Source organism: Microbacterium suwonense, assembly GCF_030296555.1.
Taxonomy (GTDB): Bacteria; Actinomycetota; Actinomycetes; order Actinomycetales; family Microbacteriaceae; genus Microbacterium; species Microbacterium suwonense.
Window position 1 is genome coordinate 1,121,621 of the sequence record NZ_AP027728.1, and the last position, 15,065, is coordinate 1,136,685.

The following is a 15,065-nucleotide window of genomic DNA, read 5'->3' on the forward strand; positions in this document are numbered from 1 at the left end:
CTCGCCGTTGAGGACCAGCCCCGCTTTCGCCCGCATGTGGATCGGCTCGACGCTGGCGGGCATCGGCGGTCAGCTCACCATCGTCACCGTCATGCTGCACGTGTTCGAGCTGACCGGCAGCACGTTCGCCGTCTCTATGATCGCCGTCGCAGGACTCCTGCCGATGATCCTCGCCGGTCTCTACGGGGGCATGCTCGCCGACGCCTTCGACAGGCGTCGAGTCGCGCTGATCTCCGCCACCGTGGCATTCCTCGCCACGGCACTGCTGGCAGCACTGACCTGGACACACGCCGAGACGATCTGGTGGCTGTACGGGCTGAGCATGATCATCGCCGCGGCCAACTCGGTCGGGATGGCCACGCGGACGGCCATCGTGCCGCGGCTCATCCCCTGGAGCGCCTCGCGGCGGCATCCGCGCTGAACGGCGTGGCCTTCGGCGTGACGGTGATGGTCGGCCCCGCGGTGGCGGGAATGCTCGTCGCGCTGACGGGCTTCGGCTGGACCTACACGATCGACATCATCCTGATGATGTCGATGTTCCTCGGCCTGTGGACGCTTCCGCCGCTGCGCCCGGAAGGCACGATTGTGCGTCCCGGGCTGGCCTCCTCGTCGACGGCTGGCGTTTCCTGCGCCGGGCGGGCAACATCCGGATGCAGTTCCTGCTCGACATCACGGCGATGACGTTCGGGCAGCCGCTCGCGCTCTTCCCCGCGCTCGGAACCGTGCTGCTCGGCGGCGGAGCCCTCACGACGGGGATCCTCACCGCGGCGGTCGCCGTCGGCACCTTCGTCTCCAGCCTGTTCTCTGGACGTGTGGTGCACTACCGCTGGCACGGCATCGGCATCGCGCGGGCCGTGCAGGCATACGGTGCGGCCATCGCGCTGTTCGGCGCGATCCTGCTGACAGGGGTGTTCCTGCCCCCGGCATCCGAGCAGGTGCCGCACATGCTGCTGATCGCTCTCGCCTGTCTTGCACTGGCGCTGTCGGGGGCGGCCGACAATGTCAGCTCCATCTACCGCAACACGATGATGCAGGCTGCCGTGCCCGACGCGATGCGCGGGCGACTGCAGGGGATCTTCATCATCGTCGTCGCCGGCGGCCCCCGCGTGGGCGCCCTGTACGTCGGTGCCCTCGCTACGGTGACAAGCCTGTGGTTCCCGCCGCTGCTGGGCGGGTTCCTGGTGATCGGCATCGCCGCGACTCTCGCACGACTGAGCCCGCGTTTCCGCGCCTACGACGCGCTGAGCCCCGAGGCCTGACGCTCAGCGCGCACGGCCCCGGGGCTCGAGAGTCTCAGTATGCGCGAGCTCAGACCTGCAGCGCACCCTGCAGGTCGAGGCCGATCGTGATGTCCTTGCCGACCAGCACGCCACCGGTCTCGAGAGCAGCGTTCCAGGTGAGCCCGAAGTCCTCGCGGTTGATGACGGTCTTCGCCGACGCGCCCGCCTTGTAGTTGCCGTACGGGTCGGTGCCGAAGCCGCCGAAGTCCAGCTCGAAGCTGACCGGCTTGGTGATGCCGCGGATCGTCAGATCGCCGTCGACGAAGAAGTCGCCGTCTTCGACGCGTGTTCCGGTGGAGACGAACTCCATGGTGGGGTGGTTCTCGACGTCGAAGAAGTCTGCTGAACGCAGGTGCGCGTCACGGCCCTCGTCGTTGGTGTCGACGGATGCCACGTCGACCTTCGCCTCGACCTTGGCCTCGAGCGGGTTCTCCGGAGCGATCAGCGTGGCCTCCTTCACCCCGAAGCTGCCGCGCACCTTCGAGATCATCATGTGCCGGACGCTGAAGGTGACCTCGCTGTGCGCGGGGTCCAGGGTCCAGGTTCCAGGACGGTAACCGGGGATCTCGATCGACATATGTGGTTCTCCTTGACGTCGTCTGCAGTGTCGTGGGCGCCGGCCGTCGAGCGGGCGCCACACGAAGAGACAACTTACATTCGAACGCATACATTCCCACTCACGGCGTTCTCACAGAAAACCCGCCCGCGCGGCGTGAGGAACGCGGCGCGGACGGGTTTCGGATGCCGGGATTCAGCCCACGGCCACCAGATCGATGATGAAGATCAGAGTCTTGCCGGAGAGGAAGTGACCGGCGCCTGCCGAACCGTACGCCAGGTGCGGCGGAATGGTCAGCTCTCGGCGCCCGCCGACCTTCATGCCGGGGATGCCCTCCTGCCAGCCCTGGATCAGGCCGCGAAGCGGGAACTGAATGGTCTCGCCCCGGCTCCAGGACGAGTCGAACTCCTCACCGGTGTCGTACTCGACGCCGGCGTAGTGCACGGTGACGGTGTCGCCGGGCTTCGCCTCATCGCCGTCGCCGACGATGATGTCGCGGATGACGAGTTCGGCGGGGGCGGGTCCGGTGGGAGCGTCGAACTCGGGCTTTGTGCGATCAGTCATGACTCCATCAAACCCGAGGGCCGCACGAGGGTCAACGCCACGAATCCGCTGAGCGCGAACGTGCCGACCGTTCGGCGGAGCCGGGCCGGCCCGGCAGAGACTCTTGACTTCCGCGCCGTCTCGGAGCACCCTGTCATTAGGTCAACTCAGCGCCCGGGAGACTCGCAGGCATCGCCGCAGCACCGGGCGCTGAGTCTGTCCTGGACGCTGCGAGTGTCCCACCAGCGGGTGGGCTCAGTATGCGAGCAGCTGCGCCCGCGTCGCCCTGGTTCTCGCGAGCAGCGCTTGTTCGTCGGCGGCTGCATACGCGTCGTGCCCGGTGATCGCGCGCTGACGGACGGCGGCGAGTGCGGTCGCGTCTCTGATGAAAGACCTCATCAGAGCTCGCCGGTCGCCCCGCAGACCCGCCGCCCACTGCATCCCCGCCTTCCGGCCCGCAGGAGTCGCCAGCATCACCACCTCCTCGGCGGTGAACCAGCCGGCGTCGGCGTAGTCTCCGAGCCGGCGCCGTGTCAGCCGTGCCTCGGCACGGCGCAGCGCGACGATGACGAAGATGAAACCGAGGAAGAGCGGGATCTGCGTGGTCAGATACAGCACGATGAAGTCGCCCAGCAACGAGGATCCGTTCCAGAACGCGTGCAGCAGCACAGCTCCGAGCAGCCCGAGCGCGCCGGCGCCGAGCGCACCCGATGCGCCGGCTCCACGACGAGCGGCCAGGCCGATGGCGAACCCGGTCAGAGCGGTGAACATGGCGTGCGCGAACGGCGAGACCAGACCGCGCAGGATGAAGGTGAGCGTCAGATCACCCGCGCCGCCGGTGATCAGGCTGACGCCGAAGTATTGGATGTTCTCGGTGAACGCGAATCCCGCACCGACCAGCGCGCCGTACACGATGCCGTCCACCGGCCCATCGAAGGCACGACGGCCGATCACGAGGATCAGGAACACCCCGAGGCCTTTGGCGACCTCCTCGACGATGGGTGCCTGGACGACGGCGGTGAAGATCCCGTCGGGGCGGCCGACGGCCACGTTCAGCAACAGGTCGAACAGCAACGCCATGCCGGCGGCCGCCACCCCGCCCCACGCCACTGCGAAGATCACGAGACTCTTCGGCTCGGGCTCCCACCTGTCGATCAGGTGCACACCGAAGAGGACGATCCCCAGCGGCACGAGCGCGAGGACGAGTCCCACCGCCGATGCGCCGGTGCCGAGGAACACCGCGAAGTAGGCGATCAGCGCGAGCATCGCGAAGCCGAGCACTCCGAACACCCAGATGGACACCCCTCGGCCCCGGCGCACCGGCATCGGTAGTGCGGGCATACCTGCAGCCGGGGATGGCGACAGCGGCGCCGGAGGCGCCACCTGAGAAGCCGATCGACCGGCGACCCGCAGGTACGGCTCCTCTAGTGCGGGCTGCGCCGGACGGGGCGCCTGCCCGTACCCGGGCTGAGGAGGCCGACCGTACAGCGGCCGTGGTGGCTGCCCGTAAACCGGCTGGCCTTCCCGGCCGTACGCCGGCTGGCCCTCCACGGATGCCGACGACGCGTCAGCCGGCCCGCCGGTCGTCGGCGGCCGCGCCGGGGACTCCCTCCAAAGCTCATGCTGAAAGCCTAGAGGGAGCCTCCGCCATGGCACGCATCCCGGCCGGTAGCGTAGAGGCATGCGGTTTGCCCATCTGAGCGCTCGCGACTCCGAGTCGCCCCTCCTCGCCGTCATCGACGGTGCGGAGGCGATCCTCGTCAGCGATCTCCTCTCCCCCGGTCCGAAGACGCTCCAGGAGCTGATCCTGGGCGGTGACGAGATGCTGGAGCGCCTGCGCGTCGCGCTCGCAGACGGCGCCGCTCCCCGGCATCCGCTCGACGGCTTCGCCTTCGACTCTGCCGTCATCGATCCGCCCGCGATCCTGGCTGTGGGGCTGAACTACTCCGCGCACTCCAGCGAGCTCGGGCTGAAGACCGACAAGGCCCCGACCGTGTTCACGCTGTGGCCCAATTCGCTCATCGGTCATGAGCAGACCATCTCCTGGCCACGTTCGTTGAGCGAGTCGGTCGACTATGAGGCCGAGCTGGGCGTGATCATCGGCAAGCCCGCCAAGGACGTCTCCGAAGAAGACGCGCTGAGCACCGTGTGGGGATACACGGTGGTCAACGACGTGACGGCCCGTGACATCCAGTTCGCGGAGGCGCAGTGGTCGCGCTGCAAGTCCTTCGACGGGTTCACGCCCACCGGACCGGTCGTGGTGACCGCCGACGAGATCCCCGACCCCCAGGCGCTGCACATCTGGACCGTCGTCGACGGCCACACCGTGCAGGATGCGACCACCGGTCAGATGGTCCGGACCGTCGCGACCCTGATCGCACACCTCTCCACCTCGGTGACGCTGCTGCCTGGCACCCTGATCTCCACCGGCAGCCCGGGCGGTGCCGGCTATTCGCGCGACCCGCAGATCTTCCTGCGCGACCGCTCCACGGTCACCGTCGGGATCGACGGGATCGGCGAGCTCACCGCGCATTGTCGCATCCTCGACTGATCCCGCCGAGACCCCTCACCAGCGTCGAGACCCCTCCTGAATCGCGCGATTCAGGAGGGGTCTCGACAACCAGGAGGGGTCTCGGCGGACCGGTACTGAGGGTCAGCTCTGCGGAAGGTCCTCCGCGGCGATCACCGGGATCGCCGAGGTGACGGTCTCCAGGCCTGACAGGCGCGCCGGCGAGATCTGCTTCATGACCTCTTCGCGTGACATCAGACCGGCCTCCACGACCAGATCGGCGATATTGCGGTTGGTCAGCAGTGCGGTCTTGGCCAGCGCAGCGGATGCCGCGTAGCCGATGAACGGCGTCAGCGCGGTGACCACTCCCACCGACGCGCCAACCATCGCGCCGAGGCGCTCACGGTTGGCGGTGATGCCGTCGACGCAATTCACGCGCAACGTCCACATGGCCTGGCGCATCCAGGTGATGGACTGGAAGATCGAGTGCGCGATCACCGGCTCGAAAGCATTCAGCTGCAGCTGTCCCGCCTCCACGGCCATCGTCACCGTGACATCCGAGCCCGCGACCGCGAAGGCCACCTGGTTCACGGCCTCGGGGATCACCGGGTTGACCTTGCCCGGCATGATGCTGGACCCGGCCTGCATGGCCGGCAGGTTGATCTCGCCGAGACCGGCCTGCGGGCCGGAGGAGAGCAGGCGCAGATCGTTGCAGATCTTGGAGAGCTTGATGGCGTTGCGCTTGAGCGAGGACGAGAAGGACATGAAGGCGCCGGTGTCGCTGGTGGCCTCCACCAGGTCGGTCGCCGTGCTCAGATCCAGCCCGCTGATCTCACGCAGATGACGCAGCACAGTGGGCGCATAGCCGGCGTGGGTGGTGATGCCGGTGCCGATGGCCGTCGCGCCCATGTTGATCTCGGTGAGCAGCGAGGCGTTCTCGGTGAGGCGCTTGTGGTCTTCGCCGAGAGTGGTCGCGAAGCCGTGGAACTCCTGACCGAGCGTCATCGGCACGGCATCCTGCAGCTGGGTGCGGCCGACCTTGAGCACGTCGTGGAACTCACCCGCCTTGCCCAGGAACGACTTTCGCAGCAGGTCGAGTTCGTCCAGGAGTGAGAGGAGGTTGAGCGAGAGCCCGATCTTCACCGCGGTGGGATACACATCGTTGGTGGACTGACTGCGATTGGTGTGATCGATCGGCGAGAGGAACGCATAGTCGCCCTTCTCATGACCCGCCATCTCGAGTGCGATGTTGGTGATGACCTCGTTCGCGTTCATGTTGGTCGAGGTTCCGGCGCCGCCCTGGATGACGCCGACGATGAACTGGTCGTGGAACTCTCCGTCGATGACCCGTTGGGCCGCCGCATCGATGAGGTCGGCGCGCTCGGCATCGAGGACGCCGATCTCCTTGTTCGCACGAGCGGATGCCTGCTTGACCATCGCCAGCCCGCGGATCAGGTCGGGATAGACGGCGATCGCACGCTTGGTGATCGGGAAGTTCTGCTCGGCCCGCAGCGTGTGCACGCCGTAGTAGGCGTCCGTGGGGATCTGGAGGCTTCCGATCGAGTCGGTCTCAGTACGGGTCGGGGCGGGCGCGTCAGCAGCCATGTCACTTCCTTGTGGGTGGTGGCGGGTAGGTTGCGGGGGATGCTGCCAGTCTACGCCCGAGGGCGTGATGGCTTGCGTGAGAACGCCTCGAGCCGCTCCTGCGGGGAGAGCGCGGCCATCCGCCGCACCCACTCCTCGTCGAAGTAATCTCCGGTGGGGGCATCGGCCACGGGGACGACGGTGTGCGTGATCACGTCGGGCCGCACGTGCACGAGCTGGAACGCCTGCGCCGCATCCATCCCGTTCACCTCGACCGCAGGTCGTGCGAGGTTCATCGTGTAGCACGTCGACGATGCCACGCTCACCGGCACATCGGCGAACATCCCGGAGCAGGAGTAGTGCAGGTGGCCGGCGAGGATCCCGCGCACATCGGTGCCGCGGATGGCCTGCGCGAGTTCGTCCTGGTGGCGGAGTTCGAGGATGTCGAACAACGGCAGATGCGCGGGCAGCGGAGGATGGTGCATCGCCAGCAGCGTTCCATGCGGTGCAGGATCGGCCAGCACCCCCGCGAGCCAGTCCAGCTGCTCGCCGTCCAGGTCGCCGTGGTGCCAGCCGGGCACGCTGGTGTCCAGCGCGATCAGGCGCAGTCCGTTCAGATCCCACACGCCGGTGACCGGCTCCTGCGTGGCGGCGGCTCCCAGCAGCTCGACGCGCAGCTCCGGCCGCTCGTCATGGTTTCCCGCCACCCACACGATCGGGCTGCCGAGGTCCGCCGCGACCGGCTCGAGAATCGCCCGCAGCCGTCGGTACGCATCCGGCTCGCCGAGATCGGCGAGGTCGCCGGTGACTACGATCGCATCCGGATGCGGGTGCACGCGGCGCACCGCCTCCAGCGTGCGCTTGAGATTGCCCTCGCTGTCCGAGCCGCCGGCGTGCATCGCACCATCGGCGAGGAAGTGCGGATCGCTCAGATGGATGATCGTGTGCGACGCCTGCGGGTGGCGCCCGAACACCGGCATGTCGATCATGCGCTCAGCCTAGGACCGGATGCCGACATCTGGTCGTGGCGACGCTCTCAGTGGCCGATGACGATCATCAGGATGCCGCCGGCGACGGCTACGGCGCACACCGCGAAACATGCGATCGCGGCGACGAAGGCGAGCTGTCTCTGCCCCTCGGTCAGCGGGTTCTTGCGGGCTGCTTTCGCCGCCTGCTTCTCGGCGCGCTTGATCTCCTTCTCCGAGAGTACGGTGATCGCGTCGGTGAACTCGGCCGGCGTGACGACGGGGATCCGCCCCGCCCGCACCAGCATCCGCAGCCCCAAGGCGTAGAAGAGCACGATCACGGCGGCGCCGACCAGGGCGGCGGCGAACACGCTCAGGAACGCCTGCCAGTCGATCTCGAGGCTCATCGGACCTCCTCCTCGTCGTCGATCGCGATGTCCCACTCGGCGAGCTTGGCGCGAGCACGCCGGCTGGCGCTGAGCGTCTCCCACTCCTGGGCTGCCTTCTCGGCCTCGGCGAACTTCTTGGCCGCGCGCTCAGCGGCCTTCCGTGCCGCCTTGATCTCGCTGGGCGTTCCGCCTGCCTTCTTGAGCTTCTTCGCCTTCCGGGCCGCCTTCTCGGCCTCATCGGCCTTGCGCTCGGCGCGCTCGAGCGCCCGCATCAGCTCCATGCGCGTGGTGCGACGCGTGGGGCCGGGCACCTCGGGCAGGTCGACGACGTGACCGGACTCGGCGACATCGCTCATCGCGTTGGAGGCGTTGACGGCGTTCTTGCGCGAGCGCAGGAACAGCCCCACGATCACTGCCAACGCGATCACCGCGTCCACGGCCACGCCCCAGCCGTGCAGCCACACCACGATCAGTGCGGCGACCGCACCGACCGCACCGGCTGCAGGCAGGGTCAGCAGCCAGCCCACAGCGATCCGACCCGCGGTGCGCCAGCGCACCACCGAGCCGCGACGCCCCAGGCCGGAGCCGATCACCGAGCCGGAGGCGACCTGTGTGGTCGACAGCGCGAAGCCGAAGGCGCTGGAGGCGAGGATGGTGGCCGCGGTGGAGCTCTCGGCGGCGAACCCCTGTGCGGGCTTGACCTCGGTGAGCCCCTTGCCGAGCGTGCGGATGATGCGCCATCCACCCAGATAGGTGCCCAGCGCGATGGTGAACGCGCACGCCACGATCACCCAGAACTCGGGATTGTGGTAGTCGCTGCCGGTCGGGTCGCCGGTCTGCCAACCCACGGTGATCAGCGCGAGGGTGATCACGCCCATGGTCTTCTGCGCATCGTTCGTGCCGTGCGCGAGAGCCACCATGGACGAAGTGAAGATCTGTCCCCAGCGGAAGCCCGAACGACCGTCGGGCTTGCCGTCGTAACGGCGAGTGACGCCATAGGCGACCTTGGTGGCCACGAAGGCGATGATCCCCGCCGTCAGCGGCGCGATCAGCGCCGGAAGCACGACCTTGGAGAGCACGACGCCGAAGTTGATGCCGGACACGCCGACGCCCACGAGCGTCGCGCCGATCAGGCCGCCGAACAGCGCGTGCGACGAACTGGACGGCAGGCCCAGCAACCAGGTCAGCATGTTCCAGGTGATCGCGCCGATCAGCCCGGCGAAGATCAGCTGCGGCAGCAGAGCATGGTCGATGTCGCCCTCGTTGACGATGCCGCCGGAGACCGTCCTGGCCACCTCAGTGGACAGGAAGGCGCCGACCAGGTTCAGACCGGCAGCGAGGAGCACCGCGGTCTTGGGCTTGAGCGCTCCCGTGGCGATCGGCGTCGCCATGGCGTTGGCCGTGTCATGGAAGCCGTTGGTGAAATCGAAGAAGAGTGCCAGCGCGATGACCAGCACGACGACGAGGGCTGCGGTTTCCACCGTTCTCTTTCGTTGGGACTGCCAGATGGGATGCCGGAGGTGTCCGGCGTGACGAACGAAGAGTTCACCGTGGGTTGAAGTTCCGTTTACGGGCCCGCCAGAATCCTCCCACCCTCCCCCGCCGCGGTCAACTCGCCCCGGTCGCCATGCCGGCCCGGTCGCGCTCCGATACCGTTGACCTGTGAGCGAACCCCGCATTCAGCCGCCCGTCGCCGACCGTCGCCCCGTCACGCGCAGCCACCACGGCGATGCCTTCGAGGATCCGTACGAATGGCTCCGCGCCAAAGACGATCCTGCGGTGCTCGCGCATCTCGAGGCCGAGAACGCCTATACCGAGGCGCGTACCGGGCACCTGTCCGTGCTGCGAGAGCAGGTGTTCCAGGAGGTGAAGTCCCGCGTGCGGGAGACCGACCTGTCTGTGCCGACCCGGCGCGGCGACTGGTGGTACTACGGGCGCACCGAGGAGGGGGCGCAGTACGGCATCCAGTGCCGCACCGCAGCAGCCGGCGACGACTGGACGCCACCGGTGCTCGAACCGGGCCTCCCCGTGGACGGTGAGCAGATCCTGCTCGACGGCAACGCCGAGGCGGAGGGTCATGAGTTCTTCTCAATGGGTGCGTTCGATCTTTCCGAGGACGGCAGCCGGATGCTGTGGTCGGTCGACCTCGAGGGATCCGAGCTCTACACCGTGCACGTGCGGGACCTGACCACGGGTGAGCGTCTGGCAGATGTCATCGAGAACACCGGTCAGGCGTTCCTCACGCCCGACGGCCTAGCGGTGATCTACACGACCCGCGACGAAGCCTGGCGTCCCGACACTCTCTGGCTGCACACGCTGGGCACCTCTGCCGCAGAGGACGTCGCCCTGTTCCACGAGCCGGACGAGCGCTTCTGGCTCGGTGCCGGCATCACCCGCAGCAGGAAGTACCTGGTGATCGGCCTGGGCTCGAAGATCACCAGCGAGGAGCTGCTCGTCGATCTCTCCGACCCGACTGCCCAGCCGACACCGGTCTGGCCGCGCCGCGACGGCGTGGAGTACTCCGTCGACCACGCGGTCGTCGACGGGGAGGACCGGCTGCTGATCCTGCACAATGACGGCGCGCTCGATTTCGAGCTGGTGTCGGTCGCGGCATCCGATCCGCAGGGCGAGCGGCGCGTGCTGCTGCCGCATGCCCCGGGGCGTCGCCTGCTGGATGTGGACTGCTTCCGTGACTTCGCCACCGTCGAGTACCGCGCTGAGGGCATGCCGCACGCTGCACTGCTGGACTACCGCAGCGGCGAACTCGACGTGGTGGAGTTCGACGAGCCGCTGTACGAGGCCTATTTCAGCGGCAACCCGGAATGGCACTCGCCGTTCCTCCGGATGGGGTACACGTCGTTCGTCACCCCGTCCACGGTGCTGGAGCTGGAGCTCGCCACGGGCAAGAAGCACGTGCGCAAGCAGATGCCGGTGCTCGGCGGCTACGATCCGGCCGATTACGGTCAGCAGCGCGTCTGGGCGAGCGCTCCCGATGGAGCACGGGTGCCGATCTCGCTGGTGTGGAAGCGCTCCTTCGGCGAGCCGGGTGCTGCGGTGCGCCCTGTGCACCTGTACGGCTACGGCTCCTACGAGCACTCCATCGACCCAGGCTTCTCCACCATGCGCCTGTCCATGCTGGATCGCGGCGTGATCTTCGCGGTCGCGCATGTTCGTGGCGGTGGCGAGATGGGCCGGCAGTGGTACGAGGACGGCAAGGAGCTGCGCAAGCGCAACACCTTCACCGACTTCGTCGCCTGCGCACAGCACCTGGTCGACACCGGTGTGACCGACCCGCAGCACATGGTCGCCGAGGGCGGTAGCGCCGGCGGTCTGCTGATGGGCGCGGTGGCCAACCTGGCGCCGGAGTTGTTCGGCGGCATACTGGCCGGCGTGCCGTTCGTCGACGCGCTGACCTCGATCCTCGACCCGTCGCTGCCGCTGACGGTCGTCGAATGGGACGAGTGGGGCGACCCGCTGCACGACGCCGAGGTGTACGCGTACATGAAGGGCTACACGCCGTACGAGAACGTGCGCGACGACATCGCGTACCCACCCATCCTGGCGATGACCTCGCTGAACGACACCCGGGTGCTGTACGTGGAGCCGGCCAAGTGGGTGTCGGCGCTGCGTCACGCCGGCGCGAAGGATGTGCTGCTGAAGTGCGAGATGTCCGCCGGGCACGGCGGGGTCAGCGGACGCTACAACGCCTGGCGAGACCGGGCCTTCGAGATCGCCTGGATGCTCGATGTGCTGGGCCTTGCCGGCGATCAGCCGAACAGCGCCGCAGCCTCCTCATAGCGCGCCAGCGGCACGGTGTTGAGCTCGCCGAGCGCCTCGGCGAACGGTACCCGGACGATGTCGGTGCCGCGCATGGCGACCATCTGGCCCCAGGCGCCGTCGACGAGTGCGTCGGCGGCGTTCAGCCCCAGGCGCGTCGCCAGCACGCGGTCGAAGCCCGAGGAGACCCGCCGCGCTGGATGTGCCCGAGCACGGTCGAGCGCGTCTCGATCCCCGTGATGCGCTCGATCTCGGGCGCCAGCACCTCGCTGATGCCGCCCAGTCGCGGCCGGTTGAACGCATCCAGCCCCTTGTCGCTGTACGCCTCGTCCATCCCGGTGAGCGTGAAGCCCTCGGAGACCACGACCAGCGGCGCGCGACCGCGGTCGAAGGCGCGGGTGACGAGCGCGCAGATCTCGTCGATGGACATCGGCACCTCGGGGATGCAGATCACGTGCGCCCCGGCGGCCATGCCGGCATGCAGTGCGATCCAGCCCACGTGCCGCCCCATGACCTCTGCGACCATGCAACGCTGGTGCGAGTCGCCGGTGGTGCGCAGCCGGTCCATCGCGTCGGTGGCGATGTTCACGGCGGTGTCGAAGCCGAAGGAGTAGTCGGTCGCCTGCAGGTCGTTGTCGATGGTCTTCGGCACGCCGAGCACGTTGATGCCGTCCTTGGCCAGCCGGTCCGCGGCGGCAAGCGTGCCTTCGCCTCCGATGGCGACGATGCCGTCGATGCCGTGCCCGGCCAGCGTCTTGGCGATGTTCTCCGCTCCCCCGCGGCTTCCTCGTAGGGGTTGGTGCGGCTGGTGCCCAGGATCGTGCCGCCCACCTTGGACAGGCCCTTCACCTCATGGCGGGTCAGCGGGAAGAAGTCGCCGTCGACGACACCGCGCCATCCGTCGCGGATGCCGACGAACTCGAGATCGTAGGTGGTGGTGCCCTTGAGCACGATGCCCCGGATGACTGCGTTCAGTCCCGGGCAGTCGCCGCCGCTGGTGAGGATGCCGATCTTCATGCTGCCGCCTTCGTGCTTCGGGAGAGGGGGTGAGGGTGGGGGTCAGGCGACGCTGCCTGCATCCGACCCTACTGGGGAACCAGTGCGCATGCCATTCCAGATCGCGCGAAAAATGAGATTTTTGACGCCGGATCCTCGGCATCCGTCGCGATCTTGCTGAATCGCGCCAAATCCGACGAATGAGGGCGCCAAGAACTCAGGTTCTTGACGCCCCCTTCCGGGTTCATGACGGTCAGGCCGCGCCGAGCGCTTCCCGCAGCAGATGCATGAGCGCCGCCAGCTGCACGGACTCGCTGGTGGTCTCCTCGACCGTCTCGCCGTCCAGCGCCCGCGCTGCGAGGCCCTGCTTCTGGTCGATCAGCTCGGCGATCTTCGTGTCGATGGTGTGCGCGGCGATGATCCGCCACGCGGTGACCGGCTCATCCTGGCCGATGCGGTGCACGCGGTCGATCGCCTGCGTCTGCTCGGCTGCGGTCCAGCTCAGCTCGGCGAGCACGACGTTCGATGCCACCTGCAGGTTCACACCCACGCCTGCGGCGGTCAGCGAGCACACCGCGATGCCCACTTCGGGGTCGCCGTTGAACGCGTCGATCGCCTGCTGCCGCGCGGGGTGGACTGGTCACCGCGGATCGAGACGGCTCTGATCCCGGCTGCTGCGAAGTGCGCCTCGGCCTGGTCCATCACGTCGATGTGCTTGGCGAAGAAGACGACCTTCTCCACCGACCGCTGCAGCTGCACCGCGTAGTCGGCCGCGAGCAGCGCCTTGGCCTGGCCGATCCGACGGACCATGCTGAAGACGTTGTCGCCGCCGGTGCCCGCCGCTTTGGACTCCTCGAGCTCATTGTGCGCGACCAGGCGCACGATGTCGTCGTCGATCCCGTCGGCGTCGGCGGGCCCGTGGGCTGCCGCGCGGGCTTCCACGATCCGACGGTACTTGGCGGCCATCCGCTCGCCCAGCTCGCGCTCGGCCTGGCGGATGCTGCGGCCGAACTCATCGTCGAGCTGCACCGGGAGGTCGGCGATGAGCTTGTCGGGCAGGTCGGCGGCCACGTCCTTCTTCTTCCGCCGTACGATGCCCATCGAGATGACCGCATCGCGAGCCTCGGGGTAGAACGCTTTGTCAGCGGGGGTGAGTCCGGTCGCCTCCAGCTTGTCCATCAGAGCGGCTTCGGGCTTCTCGCCGTTCGTCCAGCCCAGGAAGCGCCAGATGGCGTCGAAGTCCTCGACGTCGTTGATCAGCGGCGTTCCGGTCAGCGCCATCATCAGCGGATCGCTCTGGCGCTCCCGGATGCGCGATGCCAGTGCCAACACGTTCTGCGAGCGCTGCGAGGAGAGGTTCTTGATGAAGTGCGCCTCGTCGACGACCATGCCCTTCAGGCCGATGGCGCCCAGCCAGGACAGATGCCGGTCGAGGATCTCGTAGTTCACGATGAAGACATCGGCGAAGGCGTCGATGTCGTCCCCGTCACCCTGGATGACGGCGGCGCGACGCTGCGGCGTCCACAGCTCGACCTCGCGCGCCCAGTTCATCTTCACCACGTTGGGCACCACGACCAGCAGCGGGTACGCGTCGGCGACGGATGCCGCCAGCACCGACTCCGCGGTCTTGCCCAGTCCGGGCTCATCGGCGAGCAGGAAGCTGCGGTGTCCTGCCCGCACCGCCTCGACGAACCGGGACTGATGAACCATCACCTCTCTGCCCTTCGGCGAGATGTGGTCGTACTCGGGCACGGGCGGCAGCTCCATGGTCGCCGCCCCGCCGCCTGCCCCCGACTCGAAGGCCTTGTACAGCGGTCCCATCAGCTCCCAGCTGTCCAGACGCCGACGCGGAGCGGACTCCGCACGCGGCGTGAGGTCGGGGGCCAGGAACGGGTTGGCGAGCTGACGCGCCTCCACTGCCGGCGGCGTCACCTGCTTCTCGGCGAGGGCGGCGGGCACGACGGGAGTGGAGCGAACCGGCGCCACGTCGGTGATGATGAGCTCTTCGGGCGCCAGCTCGGCGCCCGATTCGAGCAGCCAGTCGCGCCGCATCCGCTTAGCGACCGGCGAGGTGGCCTGGTCGGCCTCCAGCAGCTGGATCAGCGAGGTGTCGCGGGCCGCGGTCTTCGCGAGGATGGTCGCAACGCCGTCGAGACGCTTGAGCAGCTCCGTGCGCGCGGCATCGCTCAGCTCGGCATCCGATTTGACCCTCGCCCGCTCCTCGCGCACGAGGAAGGCGATCACCTGGAACTTGACCCGGTTCGTCGGCCCGAGCTTGGAGCGCTGCGCCTTCGCCTCGATCTCGCGCACCTTGCGCGCGAGGATCGGGATCAGCGGTGCCTCCTCGTCTCGACGCGAGGTCTTCTTGCGCCGCGGTGCGGCAGTCGCCGTGGTCGGCATGCTCCTCCTGAGCGTGAGTCCCGAAGCACCGAGGAGGTCTTCGGTTCGTACAGTGATCCGCGTGTG

The 15,065-nt window shown here is 68.1% G+C and carries 9 protein-coding genes and 3 pseudogenes; 3 read left to right on the forward strand and 9 right to left on the reverse strand.

What is annotated here, in order from left to right; translation table 11 throughout:
- Window positions 1–34: 34 nt before the first annotated feature.
- Window positions 35–1,259, forward strand: a pseudogene (locus QUE33_RS16380) (MFS transporter).
- A gap of 49 nt (window positions 1,260–1,308) precedes the next feature.
- On the opposite strand, the gene QUE33_RS05745 reads toward QUE33_RS16380, so the two are convergent.
- The 3 genes from QUE33_RS05745 to QUE33_RS05755 all read right to left on the reverse strand — a co-directional run bounded on the left by QUE33_RS05745 (window position 1,309) and on the right by QUE33_RS05755 (window position 3,720).
- Window positions 1,309–1,857 (reverse strand): YceI family protein, encoded by a 549-nt coding sequence (locus tag QUE33_RS05745; RefSeq protein WP_286302438.1) that lies wholly within the window; start codon window positions 1,855–1,857, stop codon window positions 1,309–1,311.
- 174 nt (window positions 1,858–2,031) lie between these two features.
- The gene (locus QUE33_RS05750) at window positions 2,032–2,400 is read right to left on the reverse strand and encodes an FKBP-type peptidyl-prolyl cis-trans isomerase (RefSeq protein ID WP_286302439.1); all 369 of its coding nucleotides are present in this window, start codon (window positions 2,398–2,400) and stop codon (window positions 2,032–2,034) included.
- A gap of 234 nt (window positions 2,401–2,634) precedes the next feature.
- A complete protein-coding gene (locus QUE33_RS05755; RefSeq protein ID WP_286302440.1) occupies window positions 2,635–3,720 on the reverse strand; it encodes a PrsW family intramembrane metalloprotease in 1,086 nt (361 codons plus the stop codon).
- 340 nt (window positions 3,721–4,060) lie between these two features.
- Here QUE33_RS05755 and QUE33_RS05760 point away from each other — a divergent pair, with 340 nt between their 5' ends.
- Window positions 4,061–4,930 carry a fumarylacetoacetate hydrolase family protein gene (locus QUE33_RS05760; protein ID WP_286302441.1) on the forward strand — a complete coding sequence of 290 codons (870 nt, stop codon included), beginning with the start codon at window positions 4,061–4,063 and terminating at the stop codon, window positions 4,928–4,930.
- 102 nt (window positions 4,931–5,032) lie between these two features.
- Here the strand turns inward: QUE33_RS05760 and QUE33_RS05765 are convergent, their stop codons facing one another.
- Genes QUE33_RS05765 through QUE33_RS05780 form a run of 4 tightly spaced genes read right to left on the reverse strand, consistent with a single transcriptional unit; the run spans window position 5,033 to window position 9,307 of the window.
- Complete coding sequence (locus QUE33_RS05765; RefSeq protein ID WP_286302442.1) at window positions 5,033–6,493, reverse strand: aspartate ammonia-lyase; 1,461 nt, start codon at window positions 6,491–6,493, stop codon at window positions 5,033–5,035.
- Between the two features lie 50 nt (window positions 6,494–6,543).
- Window positions 6,544–7,461: a phosphodiesterase gene (locus QUE33_RS05770; RefSeq protein ID WP_378760506.1), complete on the reverse strand. Its 918-nt coding sequence runs from the start codon at window positions 7,459–7,461 to the stop codon at window positions 6,544–6,546.
- Window positions 7,462–7,508: 47 nt separating this feature from the next.
- Window positions 7,509–7,844: a peptidase gene (locus QUE33_RS05775; protein WP_286302443.1), complete on the reverse strand. Its 336-nt coding sequence runs from the start codon at window positions 7,842–7,844 to the stop codon at window positions 7,509–7,511.
- Window positions 7,841–9,307 (reverse strand): inorganic phosphate transporter, encoded by a 1,467-nt coding sequence (locus QUE33_RS05780; RefSeq protein ID WP_286302445.1) that lies wholly within the window; start codon window positions 9,305–9,307, stop codon window positions 7,841–7,843. The genes QUE33_RS05775 and QUE33_RS05780 overlap by 4 nt, the downstream gene beginning before the upstream one ends.
- A 181-nt stretch (window positions 9,308–9,488) precedes the next feature.
- Between QUE33_RS05780 and QUE33_RS05785 the strand changes: the two genes are divergently transcribed.
- Window positions 9,489–11,624: a S9 family peptidase gene (locus QUE33_RS05785; RefSeq protein WP_286302446.1), complete on the forward strand. Its 2,136-nt coding sequence runs from the start codon at window positions 9,489–9,491 to the stop codon at window positions 11,622–11,624.
- Here QUE33_RS05785 and QUE33_RS05790 read toward each other — a convergent pair.
- Window positions 11,594–12,620, reverse strand: a pseudogene (locus QUE33_RS05790) (6-phosphofructokinase). The gene QUE33_RS05785 and the pseudogene QUE33_RS05790 overlap by 31 nt on opposite strands.
- 232 nt (window positions 12,621–12,852) lie before the next feature.
- A pseudogene (locus QUE33_RS05795) lies at window positions 12,853–14,999 on the reverse strand (DEAD/DEAH box helicase).
- Window positions 15,000–15,065 lie beyond the last annotated feature (66 nt).